General features: G+C 31.8%; 13 protein-coding genes. 7 read left to right on the top strand and 6 right to left on the bottom strand.

Annotated elements, in window-relative coordinates; all coding sequences use genetic code 11:
- The first annotated feature begins 211 nt into the window (after positions 1 to 211).
- The 4 genes from lon (at position 212) to AC3IPI_RS21185 (ending at position 6,587) form a co-directional block, all read left to right on the top strand.
- Positions 212 to 2,665: an endopeptidase La gene (gene lon / locus AC3IPI_RS21200; protein WP_039114589.1), complete on the top strand. Its 2,454-nt coding sequence runs from the start codon at positions 212 to 214 to the stop codon at positions 2,663 to 2,665.
- Positions 2,666 to 3,381: 716 nt separating this feature from the next.
- The gene (gene porQ, locus AC3IPI_RS21195; RefSeq protein WP_489155536.1) at positions 3,382 to 4,404 is read left to right on the top strand and encodes a type IX secretion system protein PorQ; all 1,023 of its coding nucleotides are present in this window, start codon (positions 3,382 to 3,384) and stop codon (positions 4,402 to 4,404) included.
- Between the two features lie 46 nt (positions 4,405 to 4,450).
- Positions 4,451 to 5,143 carry a (d)CMP kinase gene (cmk, locus tag AC3IPI_RS21190; RefSeq protein WP_039120412.1) on the top strand — a complete coding sequence of 231 codons (693 nt, stop codon included), beginning with the start codon at positions 4,451 to 4,453 and terminating at the stop codon, positions 5,141 to 5,143.
- Between the two features lie 67 nt (positions 5,144 to 5,210).
- The gene (locus tag AC3IPI_RS21185) at positions 5,211 to 6,587 is read left to right on the top strand and encodes a nucleoside permease (protein WP_039114583.1); all 1,377 of its coding nucleotides are present in this window, start codon (positions 5,211 to 5,213) and stop codon (positions 6,585 to 6,587) included.
- Positions 6,588 to 6,673: 86 nt separating this feature from the next.
- Here AC3IPI_RS21185 and AC3IPI_RS21180 read toward each other — a convergent pair whose 3' ends face one another.
- On the bottom strand, positions 6,674 to 7,189 hold the full coding sequence (locus AC3IPI_RS21180) for a hypothetical protein (protein ID WP_489155533.1): 516 nt from the start codon (positions 7,187 to 7,189) through the stop codon (positions 6,674 to 6,676).
- Between the two features lie 115 nt (positions 7,190 to 7,304).
- On the opposite strand from AC3IPI_RS21180, the gene AC3IPI_RS21175 reads away from it, so the two are divergent.
- From AC3IPI_RS21175 to AC3IPI_RS21165, 3 genes are all read left to right on the top strand, one after another.
- Positions 7,305 to 7,847 carry a hypothetical protein gene (locus AC3IPI_RS21175; protein WP_039114579.1) on the top strand — a complete coding sequence of 181 codons (543 nt, stop codon included), beginning with the start codon at positions 7,305 to 7,307 and terminating at the stop codon, positions 7,845 to 7,847.
- Between the two features lie 429 nt (positions 7,848 to 8,276).
- The gene (rpsA, locus tag AC3IPI_RS21170; RefSeq protein WP_039114576.1) at positions 8,277 to 10,055 is read left to right on the top strand and encodes a 30S ribosomal protein S1; all 1,779 of its coding nucleotides are present in this window, start codon (positions 8,277 to 8,279) and stop codon (positions 10,053 to 10,055) included.
- Between the two features lie 330 nt (positions 10,056 to 10,385).
- Positions 10,386 to 14,066: a DUF7619 domain-containing protein gene (locus AC3IPI_RS21165; RefSeq protein ID WP_489155530.1), complete on the top strand. Its 3,681-nt coding sequence runs from the start codon at positions 10,386 to 10,388 to the stop codon at positions 14,064 to 14,066.
- Between the two features lie 223 nt (positions 14,067 to 14,289).
- Here AC3IPI_RS21165 and AC3IPI_RS21160 read toward each other — a convergent pair whose 3' ends face one another.
- The 5 genes from AC3IPI_RS21160 to AC3IPI_RS21140 all read right to left on the bottom strand — a co-directional run bounded on the left by AC3IPI_RS21160 (position 14,290) and on the right by AC3IPI_RS21140 (position 20,424).
- On the bottom strand, positions 14,290 to 14,832 hold the full coding sequence (locus AC3IPI_RS21160) for an ExbD/TolR family protein (RefSeq protein WP_489155528.1): 543 nt from the start codon (positions 14,830 to 14,832) through the stop codon (positions 14,290 to 14,292).
- A 433-nt stretch (positions 14,833 to 15,265) separates the two neighbouring features.
- Complete coding sequence (locus AC3IPI_RS21155; protein ID WP_264286085.1) at positions 15,266 to 15,682, bottom strand: OsmC family protein; 417 nt, start codon at positions 15,680 to 15,682, stop codon at positions 15,266 to 15,268.
- A gap of 205 nt (positions 15,683 to 15,887) precedes the next feature.
- Positions 15,888 to 18,923, bottom strand: a complete 3,036-nt coding sequence (locus AC3IPI_RS21150) for a choice-of-anchor I family protein (protein WP_489155525.1) — start codon at positions 18,921 to 18,923, stop codon at positions 15,888 to 15,890.
- 211 nt (positions 18,924 to 19,134) lie between these two features.
- On the bottom strand, positions 19,135 to 19,887 hold the full coding sequence (gene tpiA / locus AC3IPI_RS21145; RefSeq protein ID WP_129537938.1) for a triose-phosphate isomerase: 753 nt from the start codon (positions 19,885 to 19,887) through the stop codon (positions 19,135 to 19,137).
- Positions 19,888 to 19,929: 42 nt separating this feature from the next.
- Complete coding sequence (locus AC3IPI_RS21140) at positions 19,930 to 20,424, bottom strand: TlpA family protein disulfide reductase (RefSeq protein WP_039117636.1); 495 nt, start codon at positions 20,422 to 20,424, stop codon at positions 19,930 to 19,932.
- Between the last annotated feature and the right edge of the window lie 88 nt (positions 20,425 to 20,512).

Genomic DNA, 20,512 nt, shown 5'->3' with positions numbered 1-20,512 from the left:
AGGCTTTAATTTAAAGCGAAACTTTCTATATTGCCGATTCTTAAAAATCAAAGTCGTTGTTTGCATTTGTTTGGCACAATGATTGTCTATTTTTATAGTTATGCAAATAAATTAAGCTCTTGTGGCGTTTTTATTTGAGATTAAGCAAGTTTATTCGATAATTTGCGATTTGAATTTATTTTTTTAATGACAAAACGACTTATATTATACTATGTCAAATCATAAAATACTTACTATTGACAATCTGTCACTTCAAGAATTTGATTCTGAAGCCGAATTAATACCGTTATTGACTCCTGAAGATGAGGAAGAAATGAATAACGAAGAATTACCTTTTTCGTTACCAATTTTACCTTTACGCAACACTGTTTTATTTCCAGGAGTTGTTATTCCTATTTCTGCAGGTAGAGATAAATCTATAAAACTTATAAATGATGCAAACGCAGGTGATAAAATCATCGGAGTTGTATCTCAGATAAACGAAGAAGACGAAGATCCATCCAAAGATGATATTCATAAGGTAGGAACAGTTGCGAGAATTCTTCGTGTCTTGAAAATGCCTGATGGAAATATCACGGTTATTTTACAAGGGAAAAAACGTTTTGAAATTGCTGAGGTAATTTCTGAAGAGCCTTATATTACTGCAAATGTAAAAGAGGTTGAAGAAACGCGTCCAGATAAAAACGATACAGAGTTTAATGCTATTGTTGATTCTATAAAAGAATTAGCAATTCAGATTATTAAAGAAAGCCCAAGTATCCCATCTGAAGCTACATTTGCAATTAAAAATATTGAAAGCCAATCGTTTTTAATCAATTTTGTTTCATCGAATATGAATTTATCGGTGAAAGAAAAACAAGGATTACTTTCGATAAATGGCTTAAAAGACCGTGCGCTTGAAACGTTACGTTACATGAACGTTGAGTTGCAAAAATTAGAACTGAAAAACGATATACAATCAAAGGTTCGTTTTGATTTAGATCAGCAACAACGAGAATATTTCTTGCATCAGCAAATGAAAACCATTCAGGAAGAATTGGGAGGCGTTTCGCAAGAGGAAGAAATGGACGAGATGAGTCTAAAAGCCAAAGAAAAGATTTGGGATGAGAAAACGCAAAAACATTTCGAGAAAGAATTGTCTAAAATGCGAAGAATGAATCCGCAATCGCCAGATTTTGGTATTCAAAGAAACTATCTAGAGTTATTTTTGGAATTACCTTGGGGAACATTCTCTAAAGATAATTTTGACTTAAAACATGCTCAAAAAGTATTAGATAGAGATCATTTTGGTTTAGAAGAAGTAAAGAAAAGAATGATTGAACATTTGGCAGTTTTAAAATTGCGAAATGACATGAAATCACCAATTATATGTTTAACAGGACCTCCGGGAGTTGGTAAAACATCGATAGGAAGATCTGTTGCCGAAGCTCTAGGTAGAGAATATGTACGTATTTCGCTTGGTGGATTACGTGATGAAGCCGAAATACGTGGACACAGAAAAACATATATTGGCGCAATGCCAGGTAGAATAATCCAGAGTTTGAAAAAAGCAGGAACTTCTAATCCAGTTTTTGTTTTAGACGAAATTGATAAATTATCAAATAGTAATAGCGGTGATCCATCATCAGCTTTACTAGAAGTTTTGGATCCAGAACAAAACAATGCTTTTTATGATAACTTCCTTGAAATGGGATATGATTTATCTAAAGTAATGTTTATTGCAACTTCTAATAATATGTCGGCTATTCAACCTGCGTTGAAAGACAGAATGGAAGTTATCAAAATGTCTGGATATACTATTGAAGAAAAAGTAGAAATTGCACGTAAGCACTTGTTTCCAAAACAACTTTTGGCTCATGGTTTAACTGCAAAAGATTTGACTATTGGTAAAAAACAATTAGAAAAAATCGTTGAAGGATATACTAGAGAATCAGGTGTTCGTAATCTTGAAAATAAAATGGCTCAGGTAATCCGTAATGCTGCTAAATCGGTAGCGATGGAGGAGGAGTACAATAAAAAAGTAACTGACGAAGATATCGTTAAGATATTAGGTGTACCAAGATTAGAGCGTGATAAATATGAAAGCAATGATGTTGCTGGTGTAGTAACAGGATTAGCGTGGACAAGCGTTGGTGGAGATATTCTTTTTATAGAATCATTAATATCTGAAGGAAAAGGTTCTTTGAGCATTACAGGAAATTTAGGAACTGTAATGAAAGAATCGGCTACAATTGCATTAGAGTATATTAAGGCAAATGCTAAGAAATTAGGATTGAATCCAGAATTGTTCCAGAAATATAATATTCATATTCACGTACCAGAAGGAGCAACTCCTAAAGATGGTCCAAGTGCAGGTATTGCAATGTTAACTTCATTAGTGTCATTATTAACACAAACTAAAGTAAAGAAAAACACTGCAATGACTGGAGAAATCACTTTGCGTGGAAAAGTATTGCCAGTAGGCGGAATCAAAGAAAAAATATTGGCTGCCAAAAGAGCTAACATTAAAGAGATTATTTTATGTCATGAAAACAAAAGTGATATTGACGAAATAAAACCAGAATATTTAGAAGGTTTAACTTTTCATTATGTGAAAGAAATGAGCGAAGTTTTAGCTCTTGCTTTAACAGATCAGAAAGTTAAAAATGCTAAAGATTTGAAATAAAAGGCATTGAATAGGTCTTAAGGACAATTCGAAATCTGAAATAAAATTCCAGATTCTAAATGATATAATAAAAAGTTTAGGGTTTGGAATTTTTTATTTGATACATAGAAGATTTAAGTAAATTTTCACCATTAAGTAATTAAGAAAAGTTAAGTATTCGGGACGAGAAGAAATCCGTGTTTATCCGTATTTTCGCTTTAGCGAATCCGTTTAATCCGTGTGTCATTTGCGCTGAATTTTCACCATTAAGTAATTAAGAAAAGTTAAGTATTCGGGACGAGAAGAAATCCGTGTTTATCCGTATTTTCGCTTTAGTGAATCCGTTTAATTCGTGTACCATTTGCGCTGAATTTTCACCATGTAAGTAATTAAGAAAAGTTAAGTATTCGGGACGAGAAGAAATCCGTGTTTGTCCGTGTTTTCGCTTTAGCGAATCTGTGTTATCCGCGTGCCATTTTCGCTAAATTTTTTACCGTTGAGTAATTAATTAAGAAAAGTTAAGTAAGCCCCAAACTTGTCTTTCCTGTAAAAATGAATATTGTGTTTAATCCGCGTTACTTTGGCAAAGAGTTAAACCAGATAGAAGCTGCAATACATAATAAGTTTAGGTTTTGGAATTTTTATTTTAAATTGAAATCCACAATTTGTAATTTGTCACATTATAATTTTATCTTCGCAGCTGCGTTTTAGTAAAAGGTAAAAGCAATATATAAAGCATGCTAAAAAAACTGGGATTCTTTTATTTATTTACTTTTTGTACTGTTTCCTACGGGCAAATAGGAGGTAAGTATACCTATCAGTTTTTAAATCTAATGCCTTCGCCCAGACAAGCCGCTTTAGGAGGTAAAGTAATCACCATTTATGACGACGATGTAAATCAGGTATTGTTTAATCCTGCTACTTTAAATCAGGATATGAGTAATCGTCTGGCATTAAATTATGGAAGTTATTATGGCGAAGTAACTTATGGTAGTGGTTCTTACGCATATACATATGATCAGCATTTACAAACTTTTCAGGCAGGCGTAAGTTATGTCAATTACGGAAATTTTGACGGATATGATGAGAATGGTCAGGAAACTTCGGATTTTACAGGAAGTGAAGCAGCATTATCTTTTGGGTACGCTTATAATATTCCATATACAGACATTCATATTGGGGCAAATGCCAAGCTGATTTCTTCGACTCTTGAGAGTTATCATTCTTTTGGTGGAGCTCTGGATTTAGGGATGATTTATATCGACGAAAAAAATGATATAAACTGGGCTTTGGTCATCAGGAATATAGGAACTCAATTTAGTACCTATTCAGGGATTCATGAAAAATTGCCTTTGGAGGTAATTGCAGGAGTTTCGCAAGAATTAGAAAATGTGCCTATTCGATGGCATCTTACATTAGAGAATTTACAGCAATGGAATCTTGCTTTCTCTAATCCAGCACGAGCAGAAACCGGTATTGACGGAACTACAACCGAAGAAAATGTGTCATTTTTTAATAATGCATTACGTCACGTGATTTTTGGGGTTGAACTTTTCCCTAAAAGAGCGTTTAATTTGCGACTGGGATATAATTTTAGGAGAGGCGAAGAATTGCGAATCCTAGAGCAACGTAATTTCTCTGGAATGTCTTTAGGTTTTGGACTAAAATTAAATAAATTGAAATTTAATTATTCCTACTCCAGATATAGTTTAGGAGCAAACACAAATCTTTTTGGGTTAACGATTAATTTTCAGGACTAAAAATAAAATAATAGAATTACTATCTTTAAACATTAAAATCGATATTTTGAAAAAAATAACAATAGCTATCGACGGATTTTCGTCAACGGGAAAAAGTACTTTGGCGAAACAATTAGCAAAAGAGTTGGAATATGTATATGTTGATACTGGTGCAATGTATCGTGCCGTAGCACTTTATGCTATGAAAAACGGATATATAAATGCAGATTCTTTTGATAAAGAAAAACTTGTTGCTAGTTTACCTTCAATACAATTGGCTTTTCAGTTTAATGCCGAATTGGGTTTTGGAGAAATGTTTTTGAATGGCGAAAATGTAGAAAAAGAAATCAGAACAATCGAGGTTTCTAGTTTTGTGAGTAAAGTTGCCGAAGTTTCTCAGGTGCGTTCTAAACTAGTAGAGCAACAACAAGAAATGGGAAAAAATAAAGGTATCGTTATGGATGGCAGGGATATAGGAACTGTAGTTTTTCCAGATGCTGAACTTAAAGTATTCATGACAGCAAGTGCAAGTACACGTGCGCAAAGACGTTTTGACGAATTGCAACAAAAAGGAGATGATGTATCTTATGAAGAAGTCTTGAAAAACGTTGAAGAACGTGATTATATCGATACGCACCGTGAAGATTCACCATTGGTAATTGCCGATGATGCTGTAGAGATAGATAATTCCTACCTAAATAAAGAAGAACAATTTGCAGCCGTTATGGAATTAGTGAATGATGTTGTAAAAACAGCTTAATTCTTTGCAGATTTCATTTTAAATAGTAGTTTTACCGCCTAATTTTATTTTAAAGACAATTCATCATATGGGAATTAAAAACAGATTGATTATAATGAGCTTTCTTCAGTTTTTTGTTTGGGGAGCGTGGCTTATTACAATCGGAAATTATTGGTTTGGAACAAAAAATTGGGAAGGAACTCAATTTGGTCTAGTTTTCGGAACCATGGGAATTGCTTCTTTATTTATGCCAACTCTTACAGGAATTATTGCTGACAGATGGGTAAACGCCGAAAAATTATATGGTGGTTTACATATAGCATATGCTTTAGTTTTGTTTGGAATAGCACAAGTTACTACTCCAGATCTTTTTATATATGTTATGCTTGCTGCAATGTGCTGCTATATGCCTACAATTGCATTGAGTAACTCCATCTCATATACTTCGCTTAAATTAAATAATAAAAATATCGTAAAAGATTTTCCACCCATTCGTGTATGGGGAACAATAGGCTTTATTGTTGCAATGTGGATTACGAATCTTAGCGGAAATAAATCAACAGAATATCAGTTTTATATCGCCGGAATTGCGGCATTGATATTAGGAGTGTATTCGTTTACCTTACCTAAGTGTAAGCCACAACGTTTAACTAAAGAAAATGCTTCGTTAACAGAAACATTAGGATTAGAAGCTTTTAAGTTATTTGCTAATTATAAAATGGCTTTATTCTTTGTGTTCTCTATGTTTTTAGGAGGAGCTTTGCAACTTACAAATGCTTACGGAGATGTTTTTCTGGATGAATTTAAACATTTTCCTAAATATGCCGATTCATTTGTAATCCAGTATTCTACAATTATCATGTCGATTTCTCAGGTTTCTGAAACCTTGTTTATCCTGGCAATTCCGTTTTTCTTAAAGCGTTTTGGTATCAAACAAGTAATGCTTATTAGTATGCTAGCTTGGGTATTACGTTTCGGATTATTTGCTTTTGGAGATCCTGTAAACGGTTTATGGATGATTATTATGTCATGTGTGGTTTACGGAATGGCGTTTGACTTCTTTAATATCTCAGGTTCATTATTTGTAGAAAGTAATACGGATTCTAAAATACGTTCTTCGGCACAGGGATTATTTATGATGATGACCAATGGTGTTGGGGCAATTCTAGGAAGTTTAACTTCGGGATGGGCAATAGATAGATTCTTTACAAAATCATTTAAAAACTCATCTGAATTAGCTGGGTTTTTGCAAACAGACGCAGCAAATCCTAAGATGTTAGAATTTGTAAAAAGCCATGGAAATACAGTTTCTCCTGATGGTATTTTTGGTAGCGAAATTTTAATGAAAGACTGGCATAACATCTGGTTGTCATTTGCAGCTTATGCCTTGGTTATTGCGATTGCTTTTGCTATTTTATTTAAGCATAAACATGATCCAAAAGAATTTGAAAATATGAGTCATTAAGAACTTATTGATATATTTTAAAATCCCGTTTTCTAGTTATAGAAAACGGGATTTTTGTTTATTTTTGTTATTCAAAATTATATATTTCACCCCAACGACGCAATCAGGTTATCAACCTGCTTTTTTTGTTCAGCATATTTTTGTTGCAATTCTGAGCCTTCGCCCATTCGGTTGTAGTATTCCAAGCCTTTGTTGGCGAAGAATTTTTTATGAAAGTTAGATATTTCAGGAAGGTTCGGAAACAGAATATGAAAATTCATCTCGTAATAAGCCTGCCATTCTCGTTCGTTTTTGTCTAAAACATACGGTTTTATTGTCTTTTGGTTTACATGAACCATTTCGTGAGCAATAAGAATAAGCATTAATTCTAGAGGAAACTCGAAAGTGTTTTCTGGAATCCGGATAATTTGTGGTTTTCCAAAATCACCTTCGGTAGTCATTAGGATAAAACTAGGTTCGGCTTTTTCTCTAAATTCAAATCCTTTTAAGTTAGAATTCTTGAGATTATACTTTTTTAAAAGCCAATAAACAGCATTGATAACTTGTCCGTTTTTATGGAAAGTATCAATTTTTAGTTTTATTTCTTCTAGTGTTAATGTCATGAGATAAAAATAAGAATTTTAAACTTTTATAGTGTCATTTAGAGTTTTAATTAAAACTTATTGTATAAATTCGCTTGATCAGTTTGGAGAATGAAGAAATATAAAAAAAATATTTATGAGAGATTTGAAATTGTTTTTTCTAATTTTTTCGTTGCTCACTTTTGGTAGTATTTATGCTCATAAGGATAGAGGCGAGTATCCAAAAAGTATTAAATTTATTTTTATTGATAAAGAGGTTTTAGTATTGAGTTATGATGATTCAAGATTAAAAAATATTTGCGATGAAATAATTTCAGGAAAAAGGAAATTGACAGAAGTGTACGTGACGTATAAAACCGGTGAAGTAATAAGTGCAAAATTTAATGGTAAAAATTGGACTTCAATTAGTATATTATATAAAAATAAAAGAGTATTTGTTGACAAAAATATCTTAGAAAAAATTAAAGAAATTCATTTTTCAACACTCACTTTGTCTTGGTCATCTGATTATGATAAGGCCTTCTCATCATCTTACTTTATAATAAGTTTTGATATGGGATCTGAACTTTTTTATGATGAGTTTCCTAATGTACAATTGTTTTTTAACAAGCAGGTATTTTCAAAAGCTCAAGTTTGGAAACAAATTAGTAAAGATGGTAAACAGGGGAGTAATTTGTAATCTTAAATTTACCGCAAAGGAGTAAGTATATCTTCGAAAACTTTTTCTAACATTTCAATTTAATAACCCGACAGATTTAAAAAATCTGTCGGGTTTCGTTTTAGCGTTAGTAAAAAGTTCTTAAAAATTACAAAACCTCTAATCTAGCCCCGATAGAAGTGAAAATACTTTTGTGCCGGGGTTCGGCACAAAAGATTGTAACGAATAGCGGGACTTTAGGTCTTAAAAACGGTTAAATCTTCTGCTTCTGAATAATTGGCTGATAATCATTTGGAATTGTTTTGCTATTACAAATAAATGTATTAATTTTGCAGACCTTTTGGCAGAGAAGAGTTTCCATTAGGTATCAACTATTTATGTAAAACAACTTCTGTTTTTTCTATCGCTTTATGAAACTCAAGAAAAGCAGAATACAAATTTTTTATCAGCATGTCTGAACAATTAAAATCACAAGAAGAGTTTTTAGCAAATTTTAACTGGCATAACTTCGAAGAAGGTATCGATGCAGTAGATGAGAAAAACTTACAAGAATTCGAAGACTTAGTATCAAAAACTTTCATCGCTACAGATCAAGAAGAAGTAGTAGAAGGTGTAGTTGTTAGAATTACAGATAGAGACGTTATCGTTGATATCAACGCAAAATCGGAAGGTGTTATTTCTTTAAACGAATTCCGTTACAACCCAAACTTAAAAGTTGGTGATAAAGTAGAAGTATTAATCGACATCCGTGAGGATAAAACAGGTCAATTAGTATTATCTCACAGAAAAGCTCGTACTATTAAATCATGGGATAGAGTTATTGCTGCAAACGAAACAGGTGAAATCGTTAATGGTTTTGTAAAATGCAGAACTAAAGGTGGTATGATCGTTGACGTTTTCGGTATTGAAGCTTTCTTACCTGGATCTCAAATTGACGTTAAGCCAATTAGAGACTACGATGTATATGTAAACAAAATGATGGAATTCAAAGTGGTAAAAATTAACCACGAATTCAAAAACGTTGTTGTATCTCATAAAGCGCTTATCGAAGCTGATATCGAAGTACAGAAAAAAGAAATCATCGGTCAATTACAAAAAGGACAAGTATTAGAAGGTGTTGTTAAAAACATTACTTCTTATGGTGTGTTCATTGACTTAGGTGGTGTTGACGGATTAATTCACATTACTGACCTTTCTTGGAGCAGAATCAATCACCCAAGTGAAGTTCTTGAATTAGACCAAAAATTAAACGTTGTAATCCTTGATTTCGATGATGAGAAAACAAGAATTCAATTAGGATTGAAACAATTAAACGCTCACCCATGGGATGCTTTAGATGCTAATTTAACTATTGGTGATAAAGTAAAAGGTAAAGTAGTTGTAATCGCTGATTACGGTGCATTTATCGAAGTTGCTGAAGGTGTTGAAGGTTTAATCCACGTTTCTGAAATGTCATGGTCTACTCATTTACGTTCTGCTCAGGATTTCGTAAAAGTTGGAGATGTTGTTGAGGCTGTTATCTTAACTTTAGATAGAGATGACCGTAAAATGTCATTAGGTATCAAACAATTGACTCAAGATCCATGGACTGATATTACTTCTAAATACCCAGTAGGTTCTAAACATACAGGTATCGTTAGAAACTTTACAAACTTTGGTATTTTCGTAGAATTAGAAGAAGGAATTGATGGATTAATCTACATTTCTGACCTTTCTTGGACTAAGAAAATCAAACACCCATCTGAATTTGTAAATGTTGGTGAGAAACTTGATGTAGTTGTATTAGAATTAGATGTTGAAGGACGTAAATTATCTTTAGGTCATAAACAAACTACTGCTAATCCTTGGGATCAATACGAAGATTCTTTCGCTGTAGGAACTATCCACAATGGTGAAATTTCTGAAATCGTTGATAAAGGAGCTACTGTAGAATTCGGAGATGATATCGTTGCTTTCATTCCTACTCGTCACCTTGAAAAAGAAGACGGAAAGAAATTGAAAAAAGGTGATACTGCTGATTTCAAAGTAATCGAATTTAACAAAGAATTCAAAAGAGTAGTTGCTTCTCACACTGCTATCTTCCGTGAAGAAGAAGAGAAAAACGTGAAAGCTGCAACTGAAAATACTTCATCTAACTCATCTACAAATGCACCAGCTGCAACTTTAGGAGATAACAATGATGTATTAGCTGCATTGAAAGCTAAAATGGAAAAAACTGAGAAAAAATAATTCTTAAGTTTATCTAAATATAGAAAGTCCCACAGCAATGTGGGACTTTTTTTTATGTTTAATTTTTACGGCTAAGAGAGGAGTCGAAGAGTAGGAGCAGTTTCCTGCTATCCACTATATCTTTTTATTTTTAAAGAAAAAATAAAAAGGATGTCGTTACTATCAGGGCTATAAGAATCATTTTCATTAGGATATCATTATTTAAATAATAACGTGGACTATAACGTAAGATTCTTGGTTTTTAAGTGGCGATGTGGTTTGTTTAGTTTATTTTAACAAAAAAAGTTGTGTTATTATCTTAAAAAGTTATTTTTGTTCAAAAATAACTATATGAAGAAAATCTACTTTTTAATTCTGGTTTTATGCTTTTTTAATGGATTGAGTGCACAGGTTGTGAGTATTCCTGATGCAGTTTTAAAAAATATTTTGATTTCTACAAATTGTGTCGACACTGATAATGATGGTATAGCCGATAGTGATGTTGATACAAATAATAATAATGAGATTGATTATGATGAAGCTAGTGTAGTTAATAATTTATATTTGGATGGAAATATTAGCTCTTTAGAAGGTTTTAATTCTAATATTTTTTCAGGATTGAAAAACTTGAGTATTAAAAATACTTCTTTAACTAAAATAAGTCTTTCCTATTTTGGTTCGTTAAAGATCTTAAAAATAAATAATAATTCACAATTAAAATCTTTGCTTTTAACTTATCTGACTTCTTTATCAACTCTTGATTGTTCTAATAATCAATTGAATTTTATAAAAAGAGATAATACCAATAATATCGCTAACGTTAATTGTAGTTGTAATAATTTGACTACACTATATTTTTCAGATATAAACGCATTAACTAATTTAAACTGCTCAAATAATAACATTTCAACTTTATTTTTAAATCGTCTATATAACGTTTTTAGTTCTCTAGAGTTTAATAATAATTTAAATTTAAACTCTATTTGTGCATATCAAAGTGATATTTCATTAATTCAAAATAAATTAGCAGAATATGGAATTGCTAATGTTGCAGTAGTAAATTCTTGTGCTTTACCTCCATGTGTGGAAGGAACCATATGTTTTGATGATGAAAATTTTAAAAATTCTATTTTAAATAATACAACTATTGATTTAAATTTTGATGGTGAAATTCAATTTTCTGAAGCATTACAAGTAACTACAATGAGTATAGCTCAAAATGTTAAGTCAATTAATACAATTAAGTATTTTACCAACTTAAAAAGTTTAACTATTGATAACACTCAAATTGGAGGAACAATAGATTTAACCAGTTTGGTTAATTTAGAAGATTTGACTGTACAATGGAACAGTATTTTTTCAACATTAAAAATTGATGATTTAACTAACTTAAAGACTTTAAATATTAATAATAATCATAATTTGGTCGGCTTGTATGCAAATGGACTTACAAATCTTAGCAATGTTAGATGTAATATTAATCAATACTTGTCTGTTTTTCAAATGAAAAACGCCCCTAGTTTATTAACTATTGATTGCTCAAACAATGCTATTACATCTTTAGATTTATTAAACGGTACAAACATAAAATCCATTAAATGCTGTAATAATAATATAACTTATTTAAACACTGGTTCTACAACAAATTTAATTGATTTAAATTTTTCCGGAAATAAAATTACCTCTTTTGTTTTTTTACCATTTGTAAATTTGCAAACGCTTAATTTTTCTGCAAATCCAATATCAATTTTTGATTTAACAGGGTTAAATAAGTTACAAAAGCTAGATTGTCAAAGTGGAAAGTTTTCAAAAATAGATGTTTCCTATTTACCTAATCTAAAAGAATTAAATTGTGGATATAATAATATTTTAACTGATATTTTTATTAAAAATAATAATCCTAATCAGGATTTGATAAAATTAGACATAAGTGGAAATTTAAATCTTAAACATATTTGTGCAGATATTATAGATTTTAATGTTATTCAAAAAAGCATAGATTTAAGTGGTTTAAATAATGTCTTATTAGATTCTAGTTGTAGCTGCGTAGGTGCTTGCAGTGATGCAATTATTAATTTTACAGATCCAATTTTTAAAGCAAAATTATTATCTGCAACTAATCAAAATTATGTGGCAAGGAATTTATATGGTTCTTATTTTAAAATTGATGCTAATAATGATAAAGAAATACAATTAAGCGAAGCGTTTAATGTTTATTCTTTGACTTTAAATGAAAGTAATATTTCTTCTTTACTTGGAATTGAATATTTTGTAAATCTTGGAGTATTAGATTGTTATATTAATAAAATTAAATTGCTTAATGTCAGCAATTTGTCAAAATTAACTTCCATTCAATGTCAGATTAATGGCTTAACTTCATTAAATATAAGTGGGTTAACAAAAATTCAACGACTTATTTGTTCTACAAATAGTTTAACATCTTTGGATCTTAGCAATTTAACCGAATTAACGCATCTTGACTGTTCAGCAAACCAATTGTCATCATTAATGATAAAAAATGGAATAGATGAAGACCGACTTTATTTTACTCAAAATCCCAATTTAAAATACATTTGTGCTGACGAATCTCAAATTCCAGCTATACAATCACAACTATTATCAGCAAATATTAAGGATTGTAATGTTAATTCGTATTGTACATTTAAACCAGGAGGTAAGTTTTATGCAATTAAAGGAAATAATAGATTAGATTTAGATAATAATGGATGTGATAATGGAGATATTAAATTTCAAAATATGAAAGTTAATATTTCAAATGAAGTTATAACAAACAGTTCCGCATCTGATGAAAATGGCGATTACAATTATTATGTTAAATCGGGGTCTTATAATGTTACTCCAATACTAGAAAACCCAGCGTATTTTAAAGTTTATCCAACAACTACTAAAGTTACTTTTCCAACAGAATCCAGTCCATTTACTCAAGATTTTTGTATTACTGCAAACGGTGTTCATCCAGATTTAGAAGTTGTTTTATTACCATTAGAACCCGCAAGACCAGGTTTTAATGCTGTATATAAAATTGTCTATAAAAATAAAGGAAATACTATACAATCTGGTTCGGTAAGTTTAAATTTTGAGGATGCTGTTTTAGATTTCGTTATTGCAAAACCTACACCAGTGACTCATTCCTTTAATAATTTATCTTGGAATTTTGTTAATTTATTGCCATTTGAAACTCGCGAAATTAAATTCACGCTAAATGTAAATTCTCCAATAGAAAAACCAGCATTAAATATTGGTGATATATTAAAATTTAAAACAACAATAGCAGGTGCTGTAACAGACGAAACTCCAATTGATAATATATTTGCTTTTAATCAAACAGTTGTAGGATCGTTCGATCCAAATGATAAAACCTGCTTGGAAGGAACAGTTATTACACCAAGTCTAATAGGTGAGTATGTACATTATATGATTCGTTTTGAAAATACAGGAACCTATGCTGCGCAAAACATCGTTGTAAAAGATATGATTGATTTATCTAAATTTGATATTTCAACTTTAATTACAACGAGTTCAAGTCATTCTTTTGAAACAAAAATTACTGAAGGAAATAAAGTAGAATTCATTTTTGAGAATATCAATCTTCCTTTTGATGACGCTAATAATGATGGTTATGTTGCTTTCAAAATTAAAACAAAACCAACATTAGTAGTTGGGGATACATTTACAAACGAGGCAAATATTTATTTCGATTATAATTTTCCAATTCTAACTAATAAAGCAACTTCTACATTTCAAACAACATTAGGGACTCAGGATTTTGAGTTTTTAAATTATTTTACAGTATTTCCTAATCCTGCAAATGAGGTTTTAAATATAACTAATGCAAAGAATATCGAAGTACAATCGATTGCTGTTTATGATGTTTTAGGGCAATTGGTTATTGCTGTTCCAAATGCAAAGTCAGTTTCTACAATAGATGTTTCGAAACTTAGAACAGGTAATTACTTTATAAGAATAAAATCGGATAAAGGAAATTCAAGTACTAAGTTTATTAAAAAGTAATTCTTATTTTTCCATAATATAGAAAGTCCCACAGTTATGTGGGACTTTTTTTTATGTTTAATTTTATTGCTCTGATTAAGTTGTAGAGTTTGGAAGTTTGTCTATATAGTAACGTGGATGATATGGATTTGCTAAGGCAAAGTCGTAGAGTATAACGGATTTTGTTTTATCCGCAAGCTTGTCTTTCTGAGGAACTAAGAATAACCGTTTGCTATATTAAGTTTTAGTTGACTGCCAACAATTCTGATTCCTCAGGTGTAAAATCATTTACAATTGCATAAGTTTCAATTTTAGCAATTGCCATTTCGTCCAAAATGTCCACTAAATTCTTATAATTGGATTTTTTACTTGGTTTTATAATTACAATTGGACCAATTTTAGGTTTTCCAATTGCTGCTGAATATTCCAAAATAGTTTTATTTCTATTAAAAAGTTCTTGACGGATTCCGTTCTTTCCATAATTTAGTTCTTTTGGACCAGTTATCGGAGTAAATAAAAGACCAGAATAACTAATAATTTTGTCATTATCATCCAGTAAAATGGTTATAATACGGCTCATATCTGCACCACAGTTGATAACGTGATGTTCTTCTTCATCGAAATCTTTCTCAGGTAAACTTAAACTCATGATTTTTGGTTTACCCAATTCAGTCGTAACCATAAAAAATACAATTAATAAAAAAGAGACGCTTACCATGGCGGTTAAATCTACACGTGCTTTTAGTTTTTTGCTTCTTACTTTCTTGTCTTTTTTGTAGATTTCCATGATTGTGAGGTTTTGAATGATTTAAAAGTAAATCTGAGTTAATTTAGGTTTTTGTGTTATTTGGTTATCATAAATATAATAATTTTTGAATATGATTGAGAAATAAGTTGATTTGTTTTTTTATGTATTGCTATTTCAAAACAAGATATAAATATAAAAGTCCCACATTCCTGTGGGACTTTTATATTTAATTTTCATCACATTGAGCAGAGTGAAGAGTTAGAGAACTTATCTAAAATAGTAACGCGGATTAAACGGATTTGCTAAAGCAAAAACGCTGATAGAACGGATTTTTTTTAACAATGAAATAAAATCCGTTTTAATCTGTGTCTTCGCCTAAGCGAATCCGTTTAATCCGCGTACCTTTTTCAAGACAAACCAAGCCTTTGAACCTTTGTTACTTAGAATTTAAGAACCTTAGATTCTCTTTTTCTTAAAGTAAATTCACAGTTAAAGTAATATTCGTTTTCAATAACTTTGATATCGGACAAATTTCTTTGGCTTTTAAAGCAGTTTTAGAAAACTCATCTTCAGTGATATTTGGAACTTTCCCTTTTAGATCCAAATTAATCTGAGTTATTGTGCCGTCTTCAAACGTAACAGTGGCTTCTGTATGCAAATCTTCGGGAACATAACCAGCTTCTGATAATAAAAAGCTTAATTGCATTGTAAAACAGCCAGAATGAGCTGCAGCAATCAATTCTTCGGGATTGGTACCTACACCGTTTTCAAAACGGGTCTTGAACGATAGTTGTGCATTATCTAGAGTGGTACTTTGTGTACTAATAGTTCCTTTTCCTTCCATTCCAGTGCCTTTCCAGTTGGCATGTGCTTTTCTAGTAAATTTCATCTTTTTTGAATTTAATGGGTTTATTAATAATTATGACAACTCAATTAATTGGATTTTATATATTGTTTTGAATTTCAAATGATTGTATTCTCAAATATAATCAAATTTTGGTTGTAGAGACGCACCGCAGTGCGTCTTTTAGATGTTGTTAAGAAAAAAAACACGGTGAAGACGCATTACAGAGACACACTGCGGATCGTCTCTATTATTTCACAATCATTTTTTTGACAATTCCATCAGAAGTTTTTACAAAATAAATCCCTGTAGAGAATTGTGATGTATTGATGGTTTGTGCATTTTTGGTAGTTAAAACATTTTTACCATTTATATCAAATACCTGAACATCGGCAGTTCTGTTAAAATACACAATTCCTTTTTGCGACGGATTTGGGAATAATGCAAAAGTAGGAGTGCTGTCCGAAACAAAATCGGGAGCTGATAAGCTTTTGGCATTAACTTCAAAGATGGTGATTGTACCACTTATTTCATTAGCTACAAGAATATATCCTTTTCCTGTAGGGCTATTTTCGGGAGCGATATAAGTAATACCTTCTGGCCCGTGATCTCCTGCATATGCCGATGTGCTTCGGCTATTTTTGTATTCTACAAATTTTGCATTATTAGGGTCGGTCACATTATATACCATAACTCCACCAACACGTTCTAATGATATGAAAGCAAAAGTTTCGCTTCCGATTTTTGCAGTTGTTATACCTTCAGGTTCTGGACCTTTGGCACGGCTTCTTGTTTTGGCAGTATTACTTTCGTGATCAGCATTAAAGAGTAATGGTAAATTTGAAGCTGTGTACATTTCGAAGTCGTCTCCGCTATCAAAAACAATTTGTTTGGTAGTTGCATTAAAAATAGAAAAAGAACGTGTTCCTACGCAATTGATTTCTTCAAATTCTGCATCGCCATCTAAATTTCCATTTAGATTTGTTGTTCTAAAACGACCCAAATTATACGTTTGTTTTAAAACAGCTGAATTAGGAAAAATAGTTGCATCTAGATTGGTTGCTCCTACAGTTGTTCTTTCTACAAAACCAGTATATTCTTTTTCGTCGCCTTCATTTGCAGTAACCAAATATGTATTTGCTCCAACAGTATAATTTGCAACTCCATCAGGAAGATAAAAGGCTTTCATGGGCCAATTGGCAATTAATACTTCACCGTTGTTATCCGATACATCAAATCCGTTTCCAGGAATACTAATATCTTTTGTTCCTAATGCCCAGATATCGGTTATCGTATTATTGGTTAAATCAATCTCAGCAATAGCATTGTTTTCCTGCAAGGTTACCCATGCTTTTTTAGAGTCAGAATTTATAGTAACGTATTCTGGTTCTAAATCCTGAGATAGAGTACTCGTTAGTTTCAGTTTTCGAACGCCTGACGCAATTAAAGTAGCTTCCTGAGTATTATAAGCTGTAAATAGTAATGTTGTAACATTTGATTGGTTTAAAGCGGTAATTCCGCCAGAAATATCAATTATACTTACAGAACCTTCTGGATCTACAGTATAATCAAGATTTGGTTGTCCTTCATTAGCAGTCATAACCTTTTTTCCATCTGGCGAAAATGTAATCATATCCGGTAAAGCACCTACGATTACTTGTTTTTGAAACACACCATCGGTATCAAAAAATACTACTGAACCATTAAGGGCTTCATTTGTATTTGGAGAAGCAACAGCTACAATTCCGTTTTTTACCGCAACACTTGTTACGCCGCCATAAACATTCATATCTATAGATTTGATCACTTTTGGAGCTGTAGGGTCGCTAAAGTTTATTACATCCAGGAATCCTGCAACTGCACTTGTAGTAAATAAGCATTGAGAAGTTTTGTCATGAACCACAATCTCGCAGGTACTAGTATTACTTCCTGATGGATCAAAACTGCCTATATAATTTAGTTCGATTTCTTTATTAGGAACAGGAGCTAAACGATCATTATCTTTAATGTAAATTGTTGTTGTTGATGTTCCTGTAATCGTAAAACCAACAGGATTTTCTAAACTCAGTACGAAATATTCAGCTTGTTGTTCTTCTAAATTATCATCGATAATAGGAATTGTAATAGTTTGCGTTAAAGCGCTTGAATTGGTAAAATGCAAGGTTTGTGTACTTAAGGTAAAATCATTAGCATCAGCGGTACTAAAAGGCACTCCTTTTACAACTAAATCGACAGAACCAGTTATCGGACTTCCTAGATTGATTATAAAATTCAAGTTTCCTGCATTTTCGTTTACAGTAACAAAGTTGGAAGCAAATGAAACAGTTGGACTAGCGGTTGTAAATAATGATGATTGTGTTGTGGCAATTGCATTGTTATTTAAATCTTCGATAGTATTTGGTAGTAATGCCAGATAATAGGTTTGATTATTAGCCAATGCTTGTGCTGCTACAATTGTAATTACCTTATCATTTACTGTTGCGGTAAATGGAATTAGGGTTCCAGTTGCATTATTCAAACGTAATTCTAGCAAAGATGCTACATTAGCGTTATCTATAATATTATCATTGATTAAACGGATACTTTCGTTAAAAGTAATCGTAGGATTAATTGTAGTGCTAATAGCTGTGCTTGCGTTTGCAGGCAAAATAGTTGCGACAGGAGCGTTTGTATCTCCGCCACCATTAGGAGTTCCTTCGGTTGTGAAATTATCAAAACGATTATTTCCGCCAGTTCCGCCAGGACCTTGAACAAATTCGACCTTTAATTTAAAATTCGGATTGTTGTTTGCGCCTGTAATTGCTGTAAAATCTAAAGTAGCTAAACCAGGATCACCGTTATTTGGGGTGACTGGAATAAAGGAGATATATGTATTTCCGTCAAGAGAGTAGAACCAATTTTGCGTTCCTGCTCCTTGTGCAGAGCGGCGTGTAGCAAATTTTACAATTATATCTTTATAGCCTGTGGTTGGTAATGCAAATACAAGTGCGCCACCTATAGGATTGCTAAAACGGAGGTGAGTACCCGAAACTTCGCTATTGCGAGAGTTTAGATTTAAAAGGTCGAAATTTTGTCCAGTTCCGCCATTAAACTCTATAAAACTAGTTCCTCCTGCAATGGCAGTTATAGTAGTTCCAGAAATTAGAGCAACATTTGGAGTTGTCATAGTCGCTACAGATGTAGGATTATTAAACGACCAGTAATTAATTAATGTTTGACTCCAAGAGAAAGAAGAGGTTAGGAGTAAGAAAAAGTAAAGTAATCTTTTTGTGTAAAGTTTTTTCATAGTTTGTAGTTTAGTTATAGACTACAAACATCACTTAAAACTGTTATAATAAGATTAATATAAAAACAAGGAATGATTAAATCAAAGACCTGAACGTTTACTAAAGGTTATTATTTGTAATTGTTATTCAGGTAATTATAAATTGATTAAATAAAAAAATGGTTTGAAAGTTTTACACTCTCAAACCATTTTATGTGATATAACAGAAGTATTAAATCGCAGTTACAATAGCAACAAAATCATCTGCTTTTAACGCAGCTCCACCAATAAGACCACCGTCTACATCTGGTTTAGAGAAAATTTCTTTTGCATTGTCAGGTTTTACACTTCCTCCGTATAAAATAGAAACTTCTTCAGCAATTTCTTTTCCAAAAGCTTTACGAACAGTTTCTCTAATAAATTCATGCATTTCTTGTGCTTGTTCTGGCGAAGCAGTTTCTCCAGTTCCGATAGCCCAAACTGGTTCGTAAGCTAGGATAACATTAGCCCAAGATTCTTTTTCTATTTGAAACAAACCATCAGTTAATTGGTTTTCAACCACATTAAAATGATTTCCTGTTTGACGGTCTTTTAATTCTTCTCCAAAACAGAAGATAACTGTTAACTCATGTTTTAAAGCAGTATCTACTTTATTAGCGATTAGTGCATCAGTTTCTTTAAAAATAGCTCTACGCTCAGAGTGTCCAAGAATAACGTAGTTTACACCAACGCTTTTAAGCATATCTGCAGAAACTTCACCTGTAAAGGCACCACTTTCAGCTTGGTGTACATTTTGTGCAGCAACCTCAATAGTTGTAAACTCTAAATGTGCAACTGCAGAAGCTAAGTTTACAAAAGTAGGAGCTACAATTACTTGAGCCTCACTTACTGTTGGTAATTTAGCAATTAATTCGTTTAATAAATCTTCAGTTTGTTCTGCGTTTTTATGCATTTTCCAGTTTCCTGCAACAATTTTCTTTCTCATCTCGGTTCGTTTTATTTTTTTATTTTTTGAAATTCTATACTTTTATTTTAAGCTTTGTAAAGTTTGATTGATTTTTTCAAAATCCTTTTCGATTGCGCGATACAAAACAATTTTACCTTTTTTGTCCACAATGATATATCTCGGAATCCAATCTAAATCAATTGCTTTTCCAAAAACACCTTTCATACCGTCGTTCATCATAAAATGATCACCTTTTATTTCGTGTTTTTCAATTCCAGCTTTCCATTTATCAGCAGTTTTATCTGCCGAAAGGAATAAGTAAGATACATCTGGATTGTTTGCTTGTAATTCTTTTACTTGCGGCATTGCTTTTACACAATCTCCGCACCATGAAGCCCAAACTTCGATAACCAAAGTTTTTCCTTTGTACTTTTTTAAGATGTCTTTAAAAGCAACCTGACTATTATCAGTCGCTAATAATTTTTCTGATAGCGCTTCTTTAGAAAAAGCAGTTTTTTGCGCATTTGTACAAGAAAACGTAACAAAAGCAATAAGCGATAGAACTATTTGTTTCATGGTTAATTATTTTTTACCAAAGTTAAACAAACAAATCGAAACAGAAATAGAGATTAACAAAATTTGAAGGCGTCCTTATTTTGTCACA

Source organism: Flavobacterium sp. GL_143, from assembly GCF_057834355.1.
The sequence above is the reverse complement of the archived record's forward strand: the minus strand, read 5'-3'. Positions and strand labels throughout refer to the sequence as shown.

What these genes read in the sequence shown, in the direction of transcription:
- lon (WP_039114589.1), top strand. Translation starts at nt 212, where the DNA reads ATGTCAAATCATAAAATACTTACTATTGACAATCTGTCACTTCAAGAA.
- porQ (WP_489155536.1), top strand. Translation starts at nt 3,382, where the DNA reads ATGCTAAAAAAACTGGGATTCTTTTATTTATTTACTTTTTGTACTGTT.
- AC3IPI_RS21185 (WP_039114583.1), top strand. Translation starts at nt 5,211, where the DNA reads ATGGGAATTAAAAACAGATTGATTATAATGAGCTTTCTTCAGTTTTTT.
- AC3IPI_RS21180 (WP_489155533.1), bottom strand. Translation starts at nt 7,189, where the DNA reads ATGACATTAACACTAGAAGAAATAAAACTAAAAATTGATACTTTCCAT.
- AC3IPI_RS21175 (WP_039114579.1), top strand. Translation starts at nt 7,305, where the DNA reads ATGAGAGATTTGAAATTGTTTTTTCTAATTTTTTCGTTGCTCACTTTT.
- rpsA (WP_039114576.1), top strand. Translation starts at nt 8,277, where the DNA reads ATGTCTGAACAATTAAAATCACAAGAAGAGTTTTTAGCAAATTTTAAC.
- AC3IPI_RS21165 (WP_489155530.1), top strand. Translation starts at nt 10,386, where the DNA reads ATGAAGAAAATCTACTTTTTAATTCTGGTTTTATGCTTTTTTAATGGA.
- AC3IPI_RS21160 (WP_489155528.1), bottom strand. Translation starts at nt 14,832, where the DNA reads ATGGAAATCTACAAAAAAGACAAGAAAGTAAGAAGCAAAAAACTAAAA.
- AC3IPI_RS21155 (WP_264286085.1), bottom strand. Translation starts at nt 15,682, where the DNA reads ATGAAATTTACTAGAAAAGCACATGCCAACTGGAAAGGCACTGGAATG.
- AC3IPI_RS21150 (WP_489155525.1), bottom strand. Translation starts at nt 18,923, where the DNA reads ATGAAAAAACTTTACACAAAAAGATTACTTTACTTTTTCTTACTCCTA.
- tpiA (WP_129537938.1), bottom strand. Translation starts at nt 19,887, where the DNA reads ATGAGAAAGAAAATTGTTGCAGGAAACTGGAAAATGCATAAAAACGCA.
- AC3IPI_RS21140 (WP_039117636.1), bottom strand. Translation starts at nt 20,424, where the DNA reads ATGAAACAAATAGTTCTATCGCTTATTGCTTTTGTTACGTTTTCTTGT.